This is a genomic window from Kribbella steppae (assembly GCF_004342025.1).
GTDB lineage: Bacteria > Actinomycetota > Actinomycetes > Propionibacteriales > Kribbellaceae > Kribbella > Kribbella steppae.
The window spans coordinates 756,790-773,887 of record NZ_SLWN01000001.1 but is presented as its reverse complement, the minus strand read 5'-3'; the positions used below and the strand labels follow the sequence as shown (position 1 = coordinate 773,887).

Genomic DNA, 17,098 nt, shown 5'->3' with positions numbered 1-17,098 from the left:
CGGCAGCTGTCCGCGCACGGTCAGGTGAGAGGCCGGTTTCCCGCTTGGGCGACCGGCCTCTTGCGTGACTCACCGGAGAGTACGTCGCCCCGTCGAAGTCGCTGGTCTGCCCGTCGCTGCAACGAGGTAGGACGGTGTCAGCGGGCGTGTCAGGGGCGTGTCAGGGGCGTGGCTGGCCGGCTCGCGATGGTTTCTGCATGACAACTTCGGCGATTGCAGTCTCGGGGCTGCGCAAGGCATTCAAGGACAAGACCGTCCTCGATGGCATCGATCTGGATGTTCCGGCGGGCACGGTCTTCTCCCTGCTCGGCCCGAACGGGGCGGGCAAGACGACGACGGTGAACGTGCTGACCACGTTGCTGAAGGCCGACGGTGGGACGGCATTCGTTGCCGGGCATGACATCGCGACCGAGGCCCGGGCAGTGCGCAAGGCGATCGGGGTCACCGGCCAGTTCGCGGCAGTGGATGAGCTGCTGACGGGGCAGGAGAACCTGCAGCTGATGGTGGACCTGAACCGGGCGACCTCCGGCGACGGCACGGGGATCGTCAAGGACCTGCTCGAACGGTTCGATCTGGTGGAGTCGGCGCAGAAGCCCGCCTCGACGTACTCCGGGGGTATGCGCCGGAAGCTGGACCTGGCGATGACGCTCGTCGGCAACCCGCGGATCATCTTCCTGGACGAGCCGACGACGGGACTGGACCCGCGCAGCCGGCGCACGATGTGGACCATCATCCGCGAGTTGGTGGCCGATGGTGTGACCATCTTCCTCACCACCCAGTACCTCGATGAAGCCGATCAGCTCGCCGACCGGGTCGCGGTCCTCGATCAGGGCCGCTTGGTTGCCGAGGGCACCCCCGACGAGCTCAAACGCCAGCTCCCCGGGACGCACGTCCGGCTCCGGTTCACCACCGTCGACCAACTCGACGCGGCCGCGCGTCTGTTCACCGACTCCACCCGGGACGACGAGGCGCTGACCCTGCGGGTCCCCAGCGACGGCGGGACGAAGTCGCTGCGGGCTCTGCTCGACCGGCTCGACGAGTCCTCACTCAGTGCCGAGGAGTTCTCGGTGCACACACCTGACCTTGATGACGTTTTCCTCGCCCTGACGGGCCACACCACGGAGGTAGTCGCGAAATGAGCACCAAGTCCCCTTCGATCGTCATGTTGCGTCGCGACTTCACCCACATCGCCCGGAATCCGACCTCGGTGTTCAACGCGGTCCTGATGCCGGTCGTGATGCTCTTCATGTTCGTGTACCTGCTCGGAGACGCTTTCAGCGTCGGTGTCGACTACGTCGACTACGCGACGCCGGGAATGATGCTGCTGGCCGTCTGCTACGGGCTGGGGTCGACCGCGATCTCGGCGAACTCCGACATGACCAAGGGCATCATCAACCGGTTCAAGGTCATGGACGTCCCCCGTGGCGCGGTGTTGACCGGCAAGGTCGTCGCCAGCGTGCTGACCAACCTGGTCGCCATCGCCGCCCTCCTCGGGGTGGCCTTCCTGCTGGGATTCAGCCCGTCGGCGAGTTTCGTCGACTGGCTCGGCGTGGTGGGCATCGTCGTACTGCTCGGGTTCGCGACCGCCTGGCTCACGGTCGCCTTGGGATTGGCGGCGAAGACTCCGGAAACGGCGGGGCTGGCCGCGGTGCCGCTGATCATGCTGCCGTTCTTCAGCAGCGCGATCGTGCCGGCGGACAAGATGGGGCCGGGCGTCCGGCAGTTCGCGGAGTATCAGCCCTTCACGCCGATCATCGAAACCATCCGTGGGCTGCTCGCCGGCACACCGTCGTCCAGCGACGCGATCACCGCCGTCGCCTGGTGCCTCGGGATCGCACTCGTCGGGTACCTGTGGGCGCGTTCCACCTTCACGAAGCGAGCGTGACCTCCCGGGTGATGGCTTTCCGAGGACCACGATCGGGCTGACCCGAAGCCGCGAGCGACGAGCTGATGCGGCGCACACCAACAGATCAGGTACGAGTCAAGAGGAGAATTGTCATGCCTACATTCGCCACCCCAGGGCCCATCGCCGCGACCGTGGAGGTCGCCGGAGCTCAGGTACGGGTCACCGCGACCGACCGGTCCGACACCGTGGTGCTGGTCGAACCCATCGACGCGTCGAACCGGTCGGACGTCAAGGTGGCCGACAAGACCAAGGTCGAGTTCGCCGACGGTCAGCTGTCGGTCAAGACGACCGTTTCCGGGAACAAGAACGGGTCGGTCACCATCACGATCGACCTGCCCACCGGCTCCAGTCTGGCCGCCTACCTCGCGCACTCGGCCGTGCACACCGGCGGCTCGTTCGGTGAGTGCAAGCTGCACATGGCCTCGGGTCAGGTCCAGCTGGATCGCATCGACGAGCTGCAAGCGAACATCGCCTCCGGTGAGGTCGCCATCGGCCACATCGCCGGGCCCGCCAAGGTCGACGGCGGGGCGTTCGCGCTGCGGATCGGCGAGGTCGAGGGCACGGTCGGGCTCTCTAACTCGGGCGGGCAGGTCTGGATCGGCCATGCCTGGTCCGACGTCGATCTCGGCAGCGCCAGCTGCGACTTCGACATCGACCGCGCCGACGGCAGCGTCATCGGCTCGACTGCGAGCGGTGCCATCCGGATCGGCCGGATGAGCAACGGTCAGGCGAAGCTGACGAACGGCTCGGGAGACATCGAGGTCGGCATCAGCGAGGGAACCGCGGTCTCCATCGACGTCAACAGCGAGCGCGGGGCGGTGCACAACTTCGTTTCCTCGCAGGGCGAGCCGGGCCCGTCCGACGCCAAGGTCTCGGTCCACGCCCGCACGCGGCACGGCGACATCACCCTTCAACGCGCGGCAGGCTGACCTCAGGACGCGAGCGTGACCTCGACCAGCTCGGACCAGCTCGTCTGCGTACCCTCCTGCGTCACCTCGGCGAAGCGTGCTTCGCCGAGGTGACGTCGTACGTCCCGCTCGATCCTGGCCGCATCCGGTTGGGAGAGATCCAGCAGTCCGCGTACGCCGACGCTGGCCGCCAGCAACCGCGCTGCCTGTTCGTACTGGTCGAGGCGAACCGCCTGGTCCGCGACGCCGACGAGGATCCGGGCGATCACAAAGGCGTGTCCCGCCTCGGATGCCGCCTGCCAGGCAGCCATTCGGTGGGTCCGGGCCTCCCGCACATCGTCGGCCAGGTAGCCGTGCAGGTCATAGATCTGGGCGCGAACGCTCGCCTGCTCCGCAGCATCGCCCAACAGGGTGGTCGCGAGGCCGAGTTGACGGCGAGCCTCCTCGGCGTCGCCGTCCAGGCGAGCAAGCCCCGCCTTGGCGAGCGCCAAGGAGACCAGAGCGTACGGCCAGGCGACACCTTCGGCGCTCCGCTCCGCCGCGGCGATGGTGGCGGCGCTGGCATCGCGATCGCCGTTGAGCCAGTACAGCAGGGCCTGCTGGGTCCGCACCTCGATGACATCCTCGACGGCGCCGACCTCGGTCAGGACCGCGATCGCCTGGTCGTAGTACTCGCAGGCACCTGCGAATTCGCCCCGGATGGCTAGTTGGTTCGCCAGCTCGGACAGGGCCAGCGACATCCCGAACCGTTCGCCGAGCGTCCGGAACTCCGCGAGCGCCAGCTCCAAATGGGCCTCCACGTCCCGGCCGCCCTGGCCGAGCATGGTTCGCATCTTGCCGACCTGCCACCGGGCCATGGCGCGTACCCAGGGGTCAACGCTGTCCAGCAATGACTCGAACGCGGTCACTGCTTCCTCCGGTGCCTGCAGCAGGCGTTCCAGCGGGACCACGAATCCCAGCAGCGGGTTGTCGTGCCGGCTCTGCTGGCTGAACCGATACGCCTTATGGATCCATTCCGCGCCCAGGTGTTCGTCGCCCTGTCCGGAGGTCACGTAGAGCACCACCAGCCCGTACGTGATGGCCCGGATGTCATCGGTCACCTCGCCCGGGAGGTTGGCGGCCGCGACCAGCAGCTCAAGGCCTTGGGTCCGGCGCCCGCCGAGCCACCAGTACCAGCCGGCCGCGGCCGCGAGCCGCATCGCCGCCTGGGCGTCACCGGCCGCGATCGCCCCTCGCACCGCGGCGCTGAGGTTGTCGTGGTCGGCCTCGAGCGTAGCGAGCCACTCCAGTTGCTCGGCGCGGCGCAGATGTGGCTCCGCGGTCTCGGCGAGCTCGGTGAAGTAGGCGAGGTGCGCCTGCCGGGCCTGGTCTGACTCTCCCGCTTCGGCGAGCCGATCCGCGGCGTACTCCTTGATCGTGGTGAGCATCCGATAGCGCGGAGCACCGTCGCCCGCGGTGACCAGGAGCGACTTCTCGGCCAGCGAGGTGAGCAACTCCAGCACTTGATCTCGCTCGACGGCATCACCGAGGCAGACGCGCTCGGCTGCCTCCAGGCCCGCTCCGCCCGAGAACACCGACAGCCTGCGTAGCACCGTCCGTTCGGCATCGGTGAGCAACTCCCAGCTCCAGTCGACCACCGCGCGCAACGTCTTGTGTCGCGGCAATGCGGTACGGCTCCCGCTGGTCAACAGGCGGAACCGGTCGTCGAGCCGGTTGGCGAGCTGCTCGATGGTCATGGTGCGCAACCGAGCAGCGGCGAGTTCGATCGCCAGCGGTACTCCGTCCAGCGCCCGGCAGATCCGAACCATCAACGCCGTGGTGTGCTCGTCGATCTCGAGGTCCCTGCGCACCGCGCCGGCCCGGTCCCGCAGCAACCGGAGGGCCGGCGAGGAGGCGACCTCAGCCAGGCCGGCGTCTGCCGGCAGGGCCAGCGGCTCGACCTGCCACAACGCCTCACCTGTGATGCCGAGCGGCTCTCTGCTGGTCGCCAGGATCCGCAGCCGTCGGCATTCTCCAAGCACCCGTTCGGCCAGCGCCGCCACCGACTCGATCACATGCTCACAGTTGTCCAGGATCAGCAGCATCTCCCGATCGCGGAGTGCAGCGATCAGCCCGTCCACGGGGTCCGCGCTCGGTGACGCGCCGAGCAGGGCATCCCGGAGCCCGAGCCCGGTCAGTGCCGTCTGCGCCACGTCACCATCGGTGCCGATGGGGGCGAACTCGATCAACCAGATCCCGTCCGGCAGGTCGCCGATCATCGTCCGTGCGGCTTCCGTGGCCAGCCTGGTCTTGCCCGAGCCGCCAAACCCGATCAGGGTGGTCAGTCGATGCGCAGAGATGAGCTCGCGGACCGCGGTGATGTCCGCGTCCCGGCCGACGAAACTGGTGAGCTCGGCCCGAACGTTGGACTTCCGCTTCTCCTCTCGCCGGCCCAACTCGCCCCGCAGCAGTGCGACGTGCAGAGCCGATACCTCCGGCGAGGGGTCGACCCCCAGTGCATCGGCCAGGGCTTCCCTCAGTCGCTCGTAGGCGAGCAGAGCCTCGGAGTCGCGGCCGGCTGCCACCAGAGCGCGCATCAGCGCAGCGACCAGCCGCTCCCGCAGGGGATGCGCGGTGACCGCGTCGGTCAGGTCCGCGACCACCTCGGCGCCGTGACCTTGACTGACCTCCGCGTCGAACCGATCCTCCATCGCCGCCAGGCGCAGCCCCTCGAGCCGAGTGACCGCCGCGTCGAACGGTTCGCTGTCCTCCAACCCGACATCCTGCATAGCCGCGCCACGCCACAAGGCGAGAGCCTCGCGCAGCCGCCGTACCCGCAGTGAATCCTCCTCGTTGCGGGCCTGACCGACGAGACGCTCGAACCGCAGGGCGTCGACAGCGTCAGGCTCCACCGCCAACCGGTAGCCGCCCGTCTGCCCCTCGACCACGCCTCCCGGCAGCGCCTTCCGCAGTCGGGAGGCCAAGCGCTGCAGGGCGTTCGCCGCGTCGGCAGGCGGGTGCTCGCCCCAGATCCAGTCGACGAGCGTCGCCTTCGGGACCACGTGACCTGGCGTGAGGGCGAGGGCGACCAACAGCCCGCGCAACCGGGCGCCCGGTACGTCGACCAAGACACCGTCGTCCGTGTGAACCTCGAATGGTCCAAGCATCCCGATCTGCACCTGCCTGATCTTGCCATGGGCAGTCGCACGCCCCCGACATCGCGTCAGCGCATGAGTTCGGGCGGCGGATTCATCCTGGCGGGGTGACGTTGCGGTGGCCTCTGGCGCAGACGATGGGGGCGGTGCGGCGGGTTGGCCATCGACACCGCGGCCGGGCTGGACGAGAACTGGGCAGGAACCGTGGTGACCCGAGGCAACGGGTGCGCGGTTTGATCGAAGGCGAGGAGTGCGACATGACCACCTTTACGGTGTGGAAGTTCGATGGTCCGGATGGAGCTCAGCACGCCGAATCGGTCCTCAAGGACTGCGCGCGGGACGGGCTGGTGAAGATCGTCGACCACGCGATCGTCTCCTGGCCCAAAGACGCTTCGCAGCCGACCACCAAGCAGGGACACGAGGAGAACTGGCGCGGGACCGGGTGGGGAGCCTTCTGGGGCATCCTCCTCGGGGCCCTCTTCTTCGTGCCCGTGATCGGTGGCGTGGCCGGGGCCGCGATCGGTGCGATCAGCAAGATGACACAGGATGCCGGCATCACCAAGGAGCAACTGCACAAGATCCGCACCGAGGTGACACCAGGAACCTCGGCCCTCTTCGTGGTGACCGACCACGGCGATCTCGACCGGGTGGGCGAACGCTTCCATGGCATGCACAGCAAGCTCATCGACACGAACCTCACCGAGGCCGAGCGTTCGGTGCTGATGGAAACGTTCGGCGGCAAGTGACACCGGGCGCTCGCCGGTGCTGCGACCTCAGGTCGTTCCCTTCACGTACGGCCACACCGGGCCAACTCGGCCCTAGCTCACGGCCTTCTTGATGAGGGTGGTTAGTTGCTTTTCGGTGGCGGGGGTCAGTTTGGTCAGGGCGTAGGAGGTGGGCCACATGGTGCCGTTGTCGAGCTTGGCCGGGTCGTTGAAGCCGAAGGTCGAGTAGCGGGCCTTGAACTTGTCCGCGCCCTGGAAGAAGCAGACGTTCTTGCCGTCCTTGAAGTACGCCGGCATCCCGTACCAGAGCTTCGGCTTGAGCTCGGGTGCGTTGGCCTTGATGATCTCGTGGATCCGTTCGGCCATGAGGCGCTCCGCTTCCGGCAGCTCGGCGATCTTCGCCAGCACAGCCTCCTCCTCGTCCACCTTGCCGCCCCGTGAGGATGCCTTCAGCTCCCGCGCGCGCTCCTTCATCGCGCCGCGCTCCTCCTCGGTGAAACCTTCGTACGACTTCTGGCCCGAGGCCGAGGTGGAAGTCTTCTTCGCCGTGCGCTTCTTCGGGGTCATTGGAGGATCCTGTCTACCTGGTCCGGTGGGGAACACTTCTCATGCTAGGGAGCCACCCACTGCAGCGGCTTCTCGAAAACTGATCGATTCCGCAGCCTCGAGTGCCGAGGTGGTTGCTTGAGTGCTGGCAGGCAGGAGCGGTAGGCGGACGTGTGGGCTGGGGATCCGGCCATGAGCTGACAGGACAGCCTTGATGACAGCCGGGTTGGGCTCGGCGAAGAGGGCTTGGGACAGCGGGAGCAGGCGGTTGTTGAGGCGGCGGGCCTGGTCGGTCGGGCCGTCTCGCCAGGTCGTGACCAGGTCCGCGTAGGCGCGGGTGGCCACATTGGCGCTGGCCAGGATCGCTCCGGTCGCGCCGAGTGCCAGCAGTGGAGCGACGTACAGGTCGTCACCGGCAAGGACCGCGCAGTCGGCCGGCCTGGTGCTCATGAAGGCGATCGTGGCGTCGTCGATGCTGCCGACCGAGTGCTTGAACCCGGCAACGTTCGGGATGCGGGCCAGCCGGCCGAGAGCATCGGCTCCCAAGGATCGGCCGGTGCGGTAGGGGACGTTGTAGACAATCAACGGCACCGGGTTGACGGCTGCGAGCCGGCGGAAATGCTCGACGACGCCGTCTTCGGACGGGCGGGTGTAGTAGGGAACGACGGTGAGCGCGGCGGCGGCTCGCGGATCGAGGTCGGCGAGCAGGTCGGCGGAGTCGGCGGTCGAGTTCGACCCGGCACCGACGATCAACTGAGCGTCGCGCTGCACGCACACACCGGCACAGATGTCGACGACCCTGCGGCGCTCCGCGGCCGTCAGTGTCGCCGGCTCGCCGGTCGTGCCCAAGGCAACGATCCCGGCCGCTCCATCATCGAGTACGGCGTGCCCTAGCGCCTCCAACGCGTCGGAAGCGAGTTCGTCTGTCGGTGTGAACGGCGTGACCAGCGGAACGTAGAGACCAGTGAGTGACATGCCTCGACGATCACCCAGGTCTGCTGTTCAGGTCCAGTTCGCATTTCTGTCGTCGAGCGTAAGCTCCCCTTATGCTCGACGTACGGAAACTCCGGCTTCTCCGCGAACTCGCTCACCGCGGGACGATCGCGGCCGTCGCAGAGGCGCTCGCCTACACACCGTCGGCCGTGTCGCAGCAGCTCACGGCCCTCGAGCGCGAGACCGGTGTACCGCTGCTGGAAAGGACCGGCCGACGGGTGCAGTTGACCCCGGCCGCATTGGGGCTGGTCGAGCGCACCGAGGAGATCCTCGCAACGCTGCAAGAGGCCGCCGCCGACCTGGCGGCTACCGCTTCAACGCTCACCGGAACACTGCGCATCGGGGTCTTCCCGACAGCGGTACAGACGATCCTGACGCCCGCCCTCGTCGCCCTGAGCACCGACCACCCCGGCCTGGATCTGACGGTCACCGAACTGGATCCGGCCGCGGTGCCCGATGCCCTCCGCGACGAAAGCCTCGATGTCGCGCTGATCCAGGAGTACGACTACGTACCGATCGCATCTGATCAGGGTTTGCAGACCGAACCGCTCCTGGAAGAGACCGTCTACCTGGCCGCGCTGACCGCCGAGCCGTTGGCCGCCCGGCGCGACACCTCCTGGATCGCCGGCACCCCGGGGACGCTCTGCCATTCCCTGACCATCAGGGCCTGCGAGGCAGCGGGCTTCACGCCGCGCATCCGCCATCACGCCGACGACTTCGGCGCCGTACTCGCGTTGGTGGCTGCCGGTCAAGGCGTTGCCTTTGTCCCCGACCTGGGCGCCGTGGCGCCGCCCGCCAGCGTCGTGCTGACCCCTCTACCCATCCGACGCAGAACGCATTTGGCGTATCGCCGAGGCACCGGCAACCACCCAGCGATCTCGGCCGCACGCACCGCCCTGCAAGCCGCCGCACCATCCTGACGCCTAGTCGCGGCATAGGGTTGCGGGGTGAGCTTCGAAGCCTTTCCGCAGCAGCTGGAGACCGAGCGGTTGCGATTGCGGGTCTGGGAGCCTTCGGATGCCGAGGACTACCGAGGGTTGTGGGCAGAGCGCGACCCCCGGTCGGTTCGCAGGATCGATGACGACGGGCGGCCCACGGTCGAGGAGATTCGTGGGTGGCTGGTGAAGAATCCGCTCGCCGCAGAGCCTGGCCTGGGATTGCTGCCGATCGTACGGCGGAACGAGTGCGACCTGATCGGGTACTGCGGACTCACGGTCGGGCGTGGAAGCTTCGAGGAGCCCGAGATCGCTTACGAGCTAGCGCAACGGGCTCACGGGTTCGGTTACGCGACCGAAGCAGGCAAGGCTGTCGTGGAGGCCGCGGCAGCAACCGGTCGGCGGCGGCTGTGGGCCACGGTGAGGGACTGGAATGCGGCCTCGTTCCGCGTCCTCGAGAAGCTCGGCTTCCACGACAGCGGTCGCGTGACCGAGGACCCGCAGCGTGGCAACACCATCTGGATGACGTGCGACTTGGAGACCCGGAATGCCTGAGGACGTGGCCATCCGCATCCTCGAGGAGGAACTAACCGCCCGAGGCCTCACCTTCGCGTCCTGAGACCCCGGCTACGAACTAGCCGACGTACAGGCAGAACGGGTGGCCGGCTGGGTCCAGGAGGACGCGGACGTCCTGCTGGGGTTGGACGTCGGCGAGGGTTGCGCCCAGTTCGAGGGCGTGCTCGACGGCGGCGTCGAGGTCACCGACCTCGATGTCCAGGTGCATCATCATCTGCTGCTGACCGTCGACAGCGGGCCACATCGGCCGGACCCATTTCGCCGAGGTCTGCGACTGGAAGGACAGGTACGTCTCCGAGTTTCCCGGCACCGCCAGGACGAACTCGTTGGGCTCGTTCTTGTGGACCTTCCACCCCAACACCTGGTGGTAGAACAGCCCGAGCGCCCGCGGATCCGGCGCGTCGATCACCGTGCCGAACCAATGCCCCTTGTCTGATCGTCCACGCAACACTTAACGCTCCTTGGGTACGACGCGGATCGCATCAGCGACCGCGAGACCAAGGGTTACCGGCGTCCCGTCATGGTCGACGTCGATCGTGCCGGCGGTGTCATGGCGGCCGTTGACCGTGAGAGTGGTGCCGATCGTGATGCCGAGCTGGTCGAGGTGCCGGAGGACCTCAGGGTCGCTGTCGGAAACTCGCGCGACCCGCGCCCGTACGCCTTCTCCAACCGTGTCCAGCCGGAGTTGGTCGTTGTCCGGGAGGGTGCCGTCCGAGCGGGGGATGGGATCGCCATGAGGATCGTGGTCGGGTTCGCCGAGGCGACTCGCCAGCCGGTCGATGAAGGTGTCGGAGACCGCGTGCTCGAGGATCTCCGCCTCTTCGTGCACCTCGTCCCAGGTGTAGCCGAGGTAGTCGACCAGGAACGTCTCGATCAGCCGGTGCTTGCGGACCATGGCGAGCGCGATCCGCTGTCCTTCCGGGGTCAGTTCGATCGCGCCGTACCGGGCATGGGAGAGCAGCCCACGCTCGGTGAGTTTGCGGACGAGTTCGGACACCGACGAGGGTGACAGGCCCAGCCGGGTGGCGAGACCGCCGACGGTCACCGGTTCCTCGGACCACTCCCGGGCGTTGAAGACGGCCTTGAGGTAGTTCTCGACGACTCTGGATTCCATCGCGTCCTTCCGCTTCATCCCACCGCGGCCGCCCGCCGGCGACTGGTCGTCAGGTGTCTGCCGAGTACGCCGTGGCGTGGGCTGAACAGATAGACCAAGGCGAACACGACACCCTGGACCACGACGACGAGTCCACCCGAGGCGGCGTCGAACCAGTAGCTGAGGTAGATGCCGAGGACCGAGCATACGGCGGAAATGATCGGCGCGATCAGGAGCATGCGGCCGGACCGATCGGTGAGCAGGTACGCCGTAGCGCCCGGGATGATCAGCATCGCCACCACCAGGATGACACCGACGACCTGGAGCGCTACCACGGCTGTGAGCGCCAGCATGCCGAGCAGCAGCGCGCCGAGCCGGCGCGGTGACAGGCCGATCGCGTGGGCATGGATGGGGTCGAACGCATAGAGCGTCAGGTCGCGGCGCTTCAGCACCAGGATGACAAGGCCGACGGCGGCCAGGACGCCGATTTGGACCAGGTCGGTGGTCGAGACGCCGAGGATGTTGCCGAAGATGATGTGGTTCAGGTCGGTCTGACTCGGGGTGACGGAGACGAGCACCAGACCGAAGGCGAACAGGGTGGTGAACACGATCCCGATCGCAGCGTCCTCCTTCACCCTGCTGGTGTCGCGGACGATCCCGATGAGCGCCACCGCGAGAAACCCGAACACCACCGCACCGAGGGCGAACGGGGCTCCGATGATGTAAGCGATCACGACGCCGGGCAGTACGGCGTGGGAGACCGCGTCACCCATCAGTGACCAGCCGAGCAACACCAGCCAACACGACAACACCGCGCACACGACGGCGGCGAACACCGTGGTGATGAGGGCGCGGACCATGAAGTCGTACTGCAACGGCTCCAGCAGAAAGTCGAGCGGATTCACGCCGCACCCTCTTCTTGCTCGAGTACGTCGAGACCGAAAGCGCGGGCGAGATTGGCCGGACGCAGCGCGTCGGACACCGAGCCGTGGAACAGCACCCGCTGCAGCAGCAGGATCGCCTCGTCCGCCAACTGGGGCAGGGCGTGCAGGTCGTGAGTCGACACCAGGATGGTCCGGCCGTCGGCGGCCAACTCCCTCAGCAGGCCGACCATGGTGGCCTCGGACCGCTTGTCCACACCGGCGAACGGCTCGTCCAGCAGCAGGATCTGCGCGCCCTGAGCGATGCCGCGGGCAACGAACGCGCGCTTCTTCTGCCCGCCGGACAACTGGCCGATCTGCCGGTCCGCGTACTCGGTCAGTTCTACGCGTTCCAGCGCCTCGGCCACCGCGGCCTGGTCGGCCGGACGAGTGCGACGGGTGAAGCCCTGATGCCCATACCGGCCCATCATCACCACGTCGCGCACCGACACCGGGAACGTCCAGTCGACGTCCTCGCTCTGCGGGACGTAGCCGATCCGGCCCCGTTTGCGTGCGACCGCCGGGTCGATGCCGTCGAGCCGGACCTGCCCCTGGTCGGGACGGATCATGCCCATGATCGCCTTGAACAGCGTGGTCTTGCCGGATCCGTTCATGCCGATCAGGCCGGTCACCTTGCCTGGCCCGACGGTCAGCGACACCCCGTCCAGCGCGACCACGTCGCCGTACCGAGCGACGACGTTCTCGACCTCGATCGCCGTCATGAGGTGCGTCCCGTCAGACCGCGGATGATCGTGTCCGCGTCGTACCGGATCAGGTCCAGGTACGTCGGAACCGGGCCGTCCGCCTCGGACAGCGAGTCGACGTACAAGGTGCCGCCGAACTCGGCGCCGGTGCCGGACGCGACCTGTCGCATCGCCTTGTCCGACACGGTCGACTCGCAGAACACCGCGGGTACGGCGTTGGTCTTCACGAACTCGGTCGTCGAGGCGATCTGCTGCGGTGTGGCCTGCTGTTCGGCGTTGACCGGCCAGATGTACTTCTCGGTGAGCCCGGCGTCGCGCGCCAGGTAGGAGAACGCGCCCTCGCAGCTGACCAGTGCGCGCTGCTTCTTCGGCACCGCCGACAACTCCGCCACGAGCTCGTCCTGCACCTTCTGCAGCTCCGCCTTGTAGGTCTTGCCGTTCGCGGCGAAGGCGGCCGCGTTCTCGGGATCGAGCTCGGAGAACGCGTCGACCATGTTGTCGACGTAGATCTGAACGTTCTTGGGGCTCATCCACGCGTGCGGATTCGGCTTGCCGGCGTACGAGTCCTCGGTGATGTCCATCGGCGCGACGCGGTCGGAGACGATCTTGTGCGGTACGTCGACCGACTCGACGAACTGGTGGAACCACACCTCGAGGTTGAGACCGTTGTCCAGGATCAGATCGGCGTCCGAAGCCTTCCGGATGTCACCCGGTGTCGGCTCGTACCCGTGGATCTCGGCACCCACCTTGGTGATCGACTCGACCTTCAGGTGGTCGCCCGCCACGTTCCGCGCGATGTCGGCGAGCACGGTGAACGTCGTCAGCACCACCGGCTCGTCGGTGCCGGAGGCCTGGCTCGGCGAGCACGCGGGCAACACCCCGAGAGCCAGCAGCAACGGCAGGATCGCGACTGTTTTCGGCACACCGAAAACATAAGAGTTCGGTGGACCGAAAACAAGGCCGGATTGCGGATCGGCACCGCGACTGGGAGGGTGCGAGCCGTGGACGACGACATCCGCCGGGGCGATCTGCTCGCCGAGGGCGAGCCGGAGCAGGAGTTCCATCCCGGGATCGCGGGCCGGTTTCCGCGGAAGACCGCGGCCGGCGGGGCGCTGATCCGCGATCAGGCCGGCCGCATCCTGTTCCTCGAGCCGACCTACAAGCCGACCCTGGACATCCCCGGTGGGATCGCCGAGTACGACGAATCGCCGTACGAGGCCTGCCGGCGCGAGATCCAGGAGGAACTCGGCCTGGCCCTGGAGATCGGCCCCCTCCTCGTCGTCGACTGGGTCCCGGCCCTCGGCGTCTGGTCCGACGCCCTCGCCTTCATCTTCGACGGCGGCGTACTCGATCCATCAACCATCGCCCAACTGAAGATCGACCCGGTGGAAGCCCGAGCCCACGACTTCCTCACCCTCGACGAAGCGCGCGACCGCCTCCGCCCTTCCCTGACCCGCCGCCTCACCCTGGCCCAGCAGGCCCTCACCGACGGCACCCCAAAGTACGCCGACTTCGGCCGCTGAACGCGCTTAGCGGACGGCAGTTGCCAGTAGATCGGTGTAGTCGCCTCTGTCCGCGGCACGAAGGGCATCGAGGTACCGACGGCGAGCCTCGATCGGCGATTGACCGCTGCGTGCGCCCCAGGACAGATGGTCGGGTCCGAGGCCGAGCGAGTCGGCGAGTGCGCCGGCGGCCAGGCGTGCGTGTCTGCCGTTGCCGCTCACAAACGGGTGGATGAAGACGAGCCGGTGGTGGAACCGAATGCAGATCTCCGATGCGCCGTACGTACCTTGCTCGATCCAGAAGAGGGTGTCACCGAGCAGCGTCTGCAACCGCTCCTGGATCTGGACCGGCGGGACGCCGATGGTGGTGTCACGCCGGCGGAGGAGACCCGCCCAGTTCCACACCTCGCCGAACATCCGGCGGTGCAGCTCGCGGAGCACGGACTGGTTGAGCAGGTCATTCGCTCCAAGCTCCTGATCCTCGAGCCAGAGCAGAGCATCGGTGATGTTCGACGCCTCGGCGTCGTTCAGCTCGTCGCGGGTCCCGATCCAGGCGTAGCTGTCTGTCAGGTGCTGCGCATCGTCGGCGTCGACTGGGGTCTGACCGTCCTCGTGGCTACTGAGCTGCGTCACGCGGCGGAGCGACCCTGGCGGCGTGCGACGACTTTACGAAGCACTCGCTGGAAGCCCTCGTCGGTGAGTGGCTGCGCCTCCAGGGCCATCGTCCAAGCCACCTTCTGAGCCTTCGCGATGTCGGCCTGCGTGGGTTGTTCGTCGCGGGCGAGTACGGCGAAGCCGAGCACACCCATGATGGTGAGGACCTTGTCCGCCTCGAGGCGGGGAGCCCCGTTCTCCAGGCGGCTGAGCCATTCCCGCGACACGCCCGCCTGCGCGGCCAGGGCAGCCTGAGACAGCCCGCGCCGACGTCGCTCGGCGCGAACGGCCGCACCCAGGCCAGCCATCTGCTGGATCGACATGCCCATCCTCCGTCCCCGCCTGCTGTGACGGTACTGTCACAGAGTAGCCCCTGTGACAGTACCGTCGCAAAGCATCAGGGGAACTTGAGGCGGACGATGAGGATGGTCGGGGTGCCGCCGTTCTTGCAGGGGAGTCAATCAATCATTAGGAAACCTTCCTAATGACGTCCGGCGTCACGCCACCGCCGCTCAATCGGTGTCAACAGCACGAAGCCCTCGCGGAGCCGGTCAGCAGCTCCGCGAGGGCTCGAGGTGTCGCCTACCCGGCGGTGGCCAGCACCGTGGGGCGGTACAGGGTCTGACCCGACGTCTCGTCGACGACGGCGACCCGGACGGACTCCGGCGTGGAGTCGTGATGCGGTACGGCGAAGACGGCGGTCGCCGGCCGGCCGTCGTACCTGGCGGTGTAACTGACGAACCGCCAGTCCTCGTCGTCCCAGTAGTCGTGGATATCGGACCGCAGCAATCCGTTGACCGCACGGTACGCCGGGCTGAGCAGCAGCCGTCGCTGCGTCGCAGCCAGTGGTACGGCGTCAGTCGCGGTGCCGCTGAGTGGATGGGTGATCCGCAACCGCAGCCGACGCAAAGGGAGCAGCCAGTACCGATCCAGCTCGGCGGACAACATGACGAACACCGCGGCCTCCAGCACCAGGACGACCGCTCCGGATCCGGCCGACCACCATTCGATGCTGGCCGTGGTCGCTGCCAATGCTGTTGCCAGCAGCAACAGTGATCGGCCGATCGCCCGCCGGTCGACGGGTTTGGCCGACGAACCGACGCAGCCGCAGGACGCCTCCGGGACAACGATCTTGGCGTAGATCAGATACCCGGTGAAGCCAACGGCCAGAGCCACGGCCGGGATCGCCTCAACAGTCCAGACCGGCGGCGCGAGCAGCGCCAGAGCGATCACGGCTTCGACTCCACCGACGAAGCGGTACACCGGTGCGGCACGCTTCTCGCCGACCAGCCCAGGCAACGCCGTACGTTTCGCTTGCTCTGCGCTGTCCCGCCGTACGACTTTGCCGTATGACGACCAGAGCAAGAGCAACCCGATGAGCAGCGGCTGGGCAGCCGCCACCTGATGTGCGAACATCACGGCCTCCCGGTCAGTTCGAGGCGTAGATGGTCGCGATGTCGATCTCGTTGGTCCCCGGTCGCCAGGCGCCGATCACCTGGGCGTGCCGGCCGACCTTGAGCATCGACAGGTCCGACACCGCGGGAGTGCCGTTGTAGACGGCCGCGGTGAGGCCGGGCTGCAGATGCCCGACGACCTTCTGGCCGTGGTGGTCGAGCTGCAGTGCCGAGCGCCCGATCGAGTTGATGCCGACGGTGAGGTTGACGATGTTCACCCACACCGACTCGGCGGCGAGGATTCCGTCCGGCATCAGGACGCCGCGGGCGTACAGGCCATCACCGACCCGGACCTGGTCCAGGGTGGTGGGCCGCAACTTCCAGACACTGGTCACACCGGTCAGCTGGATCCGGTGCATCCGGCCGTCAGAGCCCTGCACCTGCAGGAGATCCCGGTTCCGGCCGATGATCAGGCCCTCGGCGAAGTTCGGGTCCGGTTGGTCGGCATCCGGGTACTGCGTGGCCGCGGCGAACGCGGTCTCGGGGGCCAGTGAACCCATGGCGCTGGCGGCCACCAGGCCGGTGGCGCCGAGAGCGGCGCGGGTGAGCAAGGACCGGCGATCCATTGTTGTGGTCATCTCAGCTCACCCCTCAGCCGACGTCGACGGTGCAGGGGATCAGACCGGCACTCAGGCTCGCGATCGCGGAGAACGCGGCCGGAGTGAGGTCGATGATCCGGTTGGAGGCGCACGTGCCGCCGCAGCAGGCACGCTCACCACAGAACAGGTCGGTCTGCGGACCGCAGTCCGCGATCGACGTGACCACCCGCGCGCCGTTGCACAGGTTGGTCGTGGAGTGCCGGAACCCGCAGGTACGCCGGGACATCCCGGTGATTCCGCACGAGTCCGGCCGGGTGATGGCGTAGCACGCGTCCGAGGTGTTCGGCCAGGCGTGCTGGAAGTTCCCCGAGTGACAGGTTCCGCAAGCACCTCGTCCGGTGCTCGCACAGGGTCCCCATGCGTTACCGCAACAGAACCATGAGACTTCGCCGTTGATTCCGGCCATGACGATTTCCTCCAGGTCTAGGGGCGGACAGACCTTCTGGAAT

20 protein-coding genes are annotated in these 17,098 nt (G+C 67.5%); 7 read left to right on the top strand and 13 right to left on the bottom strand.

What is annotated here, in order from left to right:
* Window positions 1–197 precede the first annotated feature (197 nt).
* The 3 genes from EV652_RS03560 (at window position 198) to EV652_RS03550 (ending at window position 2,835) form a co-directional block, all read left to right on the top strand.
* Window positions 198–1,139 (top strand): ATP-binding cassette domain-containing protein, encoded by a 942-nt coding sequence (locus EV652_RS03560; protein WP_132207466.1) that lies wholly within the window; start codon window positions 198–200, stop codon window positions 1,137–1,139.
* Window positions 1,136–1,885 (top strand): ABC transporter permease, encoded by a 750-nt coding sequence (locus EV652_RS03555; RefSeq protein ID WP_132207465.1) that lies wholly within the window; start codon window positions 1,136–1,138, stop codon window positions 1,883–1,885. The genes EV652_RS03560 and EV652_RS03555 overlap by 4 nt, the downstream gene beginning before the upstream one ends.
* A gap of 113 nt (window positions 1,886–1,998) precedes the next feature.
* Window positions 1,999–2,835 (top strand): DUF4097 family beta strand repeat-containing protein, encoded by an 837-nt coding sequence (locus EV652_RS03550; RefSeq protein ID WP_132207464.1) that lies wholly within the window; start codon window positions 1,999–2,001, stop codon window positions 2,833–2,835.
* Window positions 2,836–2,837: 2 nt separating this feature from the next.
* Here the strand turns inward: EV652_RS03550 and EV652_RS03545 are convergent, their stop codons facing one another.
* The gene (locus EV652_RS03545) at window positions 2,838–5,960 is read right to left on the bottom strand and encodes an ATP-binding protein (RefSeq protein ID WP_242001524.1); all 3,123 of its coding nucleotides are present in this window, start codon (window positions 5,958–5,960) and stop codon (window positions 2,838–2,840) included.
* A 245-nt stretch (window positions 5,961–6,205) separates the two neighbouring features.
* Between EV652_RS03545 and EV652_RS03540 the strand changes: the two genes are divergently transcribed.
* Window positions 6,206–6,694 (top strand): DUF1269 domain-containing protein, encoded by a 489-nt coding sequence (locus EV652_RS03540; RefSeq protein WP_132207462.1) that lies wholly within the window; start codon window positions 6,206–6,208, stop codon window positions 6,692–6,694.
* Between the two features lie 72 nt (window positions 6,695–6,766).
* On the opposite strand, the gene EV652_RS03535 is transcribed toward EV652_RS03540, so the two are convergent.
* Both EV652_RS03535 and dapA read right to left on the bottom strand, forming a co-directional pair.
* Window positions 6,767–7,240: an iron chaperone gene (locus tag EV652_RS03535; protein WP_132207461.1), complete on the bottom strand. Its 474-nt coding sequence runs from the start codon at window positions 7,238–7,240 to the stop codon at window positions 6,767–6,769.
* 39 nt (window positions 7,241–7,279) lie between these two features.
* Window positions 7,280–8,194, bottom strand: a complete 915-nt coding sequence (gene dapA, locus EV652_RS03530) for a 4-hydroxy-tetrahydrodipicolinate synthase (protein ID WP_132207460.1) — start codon at window positions 8,192–8,194, stop codon at window positions 7,280–7,282.
* 71 nt (window positions 8,195–8,265) lie between these two features.
* Between dapA and EV652_RS03525 the strand changes: the two genes are divergently transcribed.
* Together EV652_RS03525 and EV652_RS03520 are read left to right on the top strand one after the other, a co-directional pair.
* On the top strand, window positions 8,266–9,132 hold the full coding sequence (locus EV652_RS03525; protein ID WP_132207459.1) for a LysR family transcriptional regulator: 867 nt from the start codon (window positions 8,266–8,268) through the stop codon (window positions 9,130–9,132).
* A 27-nt stretch (window positions 9,133–9,159) separates the two neighbouring features.
* Entirely contained in the window at window positions 9,160–9,702 is a 543-nt protein-coding gene (locus tag EV652_RS03520; protein WP_132207458.1) for a GNAT family N-acetyltransferase, read from the top strand.
* 79 nt (window positions 9,703–9,781) lie between these two features.
* Here the strand turns inward: EV652_RS03520 and EV652_RS03515 are convergent, their stop codons facing one another.
* The 5 genes from EV652_RS03515 to EV652_RS03495 are packed head-to-tail and all read right to left on the bottom strand — an operon-like array spanning window position 9,782 to window position 13,363.
* Window positions 9,782–10,174: a VOC family protein gene (locus EV652_RS03515; protein WP_199237974.1), complete on the bottom strand. Its 393-nt coding sequence runs from the start codon at window positions 10,172–10,174 to the stop codon at window positions 9,782–9,784.
* The gene (locus EV652_RS03510; protein ID WP_242001523.1) at window positions 10,175–10,855 is read right to left on the bottom strand and encodes a metal-dependent transcriptional regulator; all 681 of its coding nucleotides are present in this window, start codon (window positions 10,853–10,855) and stop codon (window positions 10,175–10,177) included. It abuts the gene before it with no gap.
* A complete protein-coding gene (locus tag EV652_RS03505; protein ID WP_132207456.1) occupies window positions 10,852–11,721 on the bottom strand; it encodes a metal ABC transporter permease in 870 nt (289 codons plus the stop codon). The genes EV652_RS03510 and EV652_RS03505 overlap by 4 nt, the downstream gene beginning before the upstream one ends.
* Window positions 11,718–12,458, bottom strand: a complete 741-nt coding sequence (locus EV652_RS03500) for a metal ABC transporter ATP-binding protein (RefSeq protein WP_132207455.1) — start codon at window positions 12,456–12,458, stop codon at window positions 11,718–11,720. The genes EV652_RS03505 and EV652_RS03500 overlap by 4 nt, the downstream gene beginning before the upstream one ends.
* The gene (locus EV652_RS03495; protein ID WP_242001522.1) at window positions 12,455–13,363 is read right to left on the bottom strand and encodes a metal ABC transporter substrate-binding protein; all 909 of its coding nucleotides are present in this window, start codon (window positions 13,361–13,363) and stop codon (window positions 12,455–12,457) included. The genes EV652_RS03500 and EV652_RS03495 overlap by 4 nt, the downstream gene beginning before the upstream one ends.
* Window positions 13,364–13,441: 78 nt before the next feature.
* Here EV652_RS03495 and EV652_RS03490 point away from each other — a divergent pair, with 78 nt between their 5' ends.
* Window positions 13,442–13,963, top strand: coding sequence for an NUDIX domain-containing protein (locus tag EV652_RS03490; protein ID WP_199237973.1), 522 nt, complete (start codon window positions 13,442–13,444; stop codon window positions 13,961–13,963).
* Window positions 13,964–13,969: 6 nt separating this feature from the next.
* Here the strand turns inward: EV652_RS03490 and EV652_RS03485 are convergent, their stop codons facing one another.
* The 5 genes from EV652_RS03485 to EV652_RS45065 form a co-directional block, all read right to left on the bottom strand.
* On the bottom strand, window positions 13,970–14,575 hold the full coding sequence (locus EV652_RS03485; RefSeq protein WP_132207453.1) for a mobile mystery protein B: 606 nt from the start codon (window positions 14,573–14,575) through the stop codon (window positions 13,970–13,972).
* Complete coding sequence (locus EV652_RS03480) at window positions 14,572–14,919, bottom strand: helix-turn-helix domain-containing protein (RefSeq protein WP_132207452.1); 348 nt, start codon at window positions 14,917–14,919, stop codon at window positions 14,572–14,574. The genes EV652_RS03485 and EV652_RS03480 overlap by 4 nt, the downstream gene beginning before the upstream one ends.
* A gap of 259 nt (window positions 14,920–15,178) precedes the next feature.
* Window positions 15,179–16,012 carry a MauE/DoxX family redox-associated membrane protein gene (locus EV652_RS03475; RefSeq protein ID WP_132207451.1) on the bottom strand — a complete coding sequence of 278 codons (834 nt, stop codon included), beginning with the start codon at window positions 16,010–16,012 and terminating at the stop codon, window positions 15,179–15,181.
* Between the two features lie 13 nt (window positions 16,013–16,025).
* A complete protein-coding gene (locus EV652_RS03470) occupies window positions 16,026–16,628 on the bottom strand; it encodes a cell wall protein (protein ID WP_132207450.1) in 603 nt (200 codons plus the stop codon).
* A 13-nt stretch (window positions 16,629–16,641) separates the two neighbouring features.
* Complete coding sequence (locus EV652_RS45065; protein ID WP_242001521.1) at window positions 16,642–16,875, bottom strand: RlpA-like double-psi beta-barrel domain-containing protein; 234 nt, start codon at window positions 16,873–16,875, stop codon at window positions 16,642–16,644.
* Between the last annotated feature and the right edge of the window lie 223 nt (window positions 16,876–17,098).

Bases quoted from the DNA above. Each gene is read 5' to 3' on its own strand.
- EV652_RS03560 (WP_132207466.1), top strand. From the start codon at position 198: ATGACAACTTCGGCGATTGCAGTCTCGGGGCTGCGCAAGGCATTCAAG.
- EV652_RS03555 (WP_132207465.1), top strand. From the start codon at position 1,136: ATGAGCACCAAGTCCCCTTCGATCGTCATGTTGCGTCGCGACTTCACC.
- EV652_RS03550 (WP_132207464.1), top strand. From the start codon at position 1,999: ATGCCTACATTCGCCACCCCAGGGCCCATCGCCGCGACCGTGGAGGTC.
- EV652_RS03545 (WP_242001524.1), bottom strand. From the start codon at position 5,960: ATGCTTGGACCATTCGAGGTTCACACGGACGACGGTGTCTTGGTCGAC.
- EV652_RS03540 (WP_132207462.1), top strand. From the start codon at position 6,206: ATGACCACCTTTACGGTGTGGAAGTTCGATGGTCCGGATGGAGCTCAG.
- EV652_RS03535 (WP_132207461.1), bottom strand. From the start codon at position 7,240: ATGACCCCGAAGAAGCGCACGGCGAAGAAGACTTCCACCTCGGCCTCG.
- dapA (WP_132207460.1), bottom strand. From the start codon at position 8,194: ATGTCACTCACTGGTCTCTACGTTCCGCTGGTCACGCCGTTCACACCG.
- EV652_RS03525 (WP_132207459.1), top strand. From the start codon at position 8,266: ATGCTCGACGTACGGAAACTCCGGCTTCTCCGCGAACTCGCTCACCGC.
- EV652_RS03510 (WP_242001523.1), bottom strand. From the start codon at position 10,855: ATGAAGCGGAAGGACGCGATGGAATCCAGAGTCGTCGAGAACTACCTC.
- EV652_RS03500 (WP_132207455.1), bottom strand. From the start codon at position 12,458: ATGACGGCGATCGAGGTCGAGAACGTCGTCGCTCGGTACGGCGACGTG.
- EV652_RS03480 (WP_132207452.1), bottom strand. From the start codon at position 14,919: ATGTCGATCCAGCAGATGGCTGGCCTGGGTGCGGCCGTTCGCGCCGAG.
- EV652_RS03475 (WP_132207451.1), bottom strand. From the start codon at position 16,012: ATGTTCGCACATCAGGTGGCGGCTGCCCAGCCGCTGCTCATCGGGTTG.
- EV652_RS03470 (WP_132207450.1), bottom strand. From the start codon at position 16,628: ATGACCACAACAATGGATCGCCGGTCCTTGCTCACCCGCGCCGCTCTC.
- EV652_RS45065 (WP_242001521.1), bottom strand. From the start codon at position 16,875: ATGTCCCGGCGTACCTGCGGGTTCCGGCACTCCACGACCAACCTGTGC.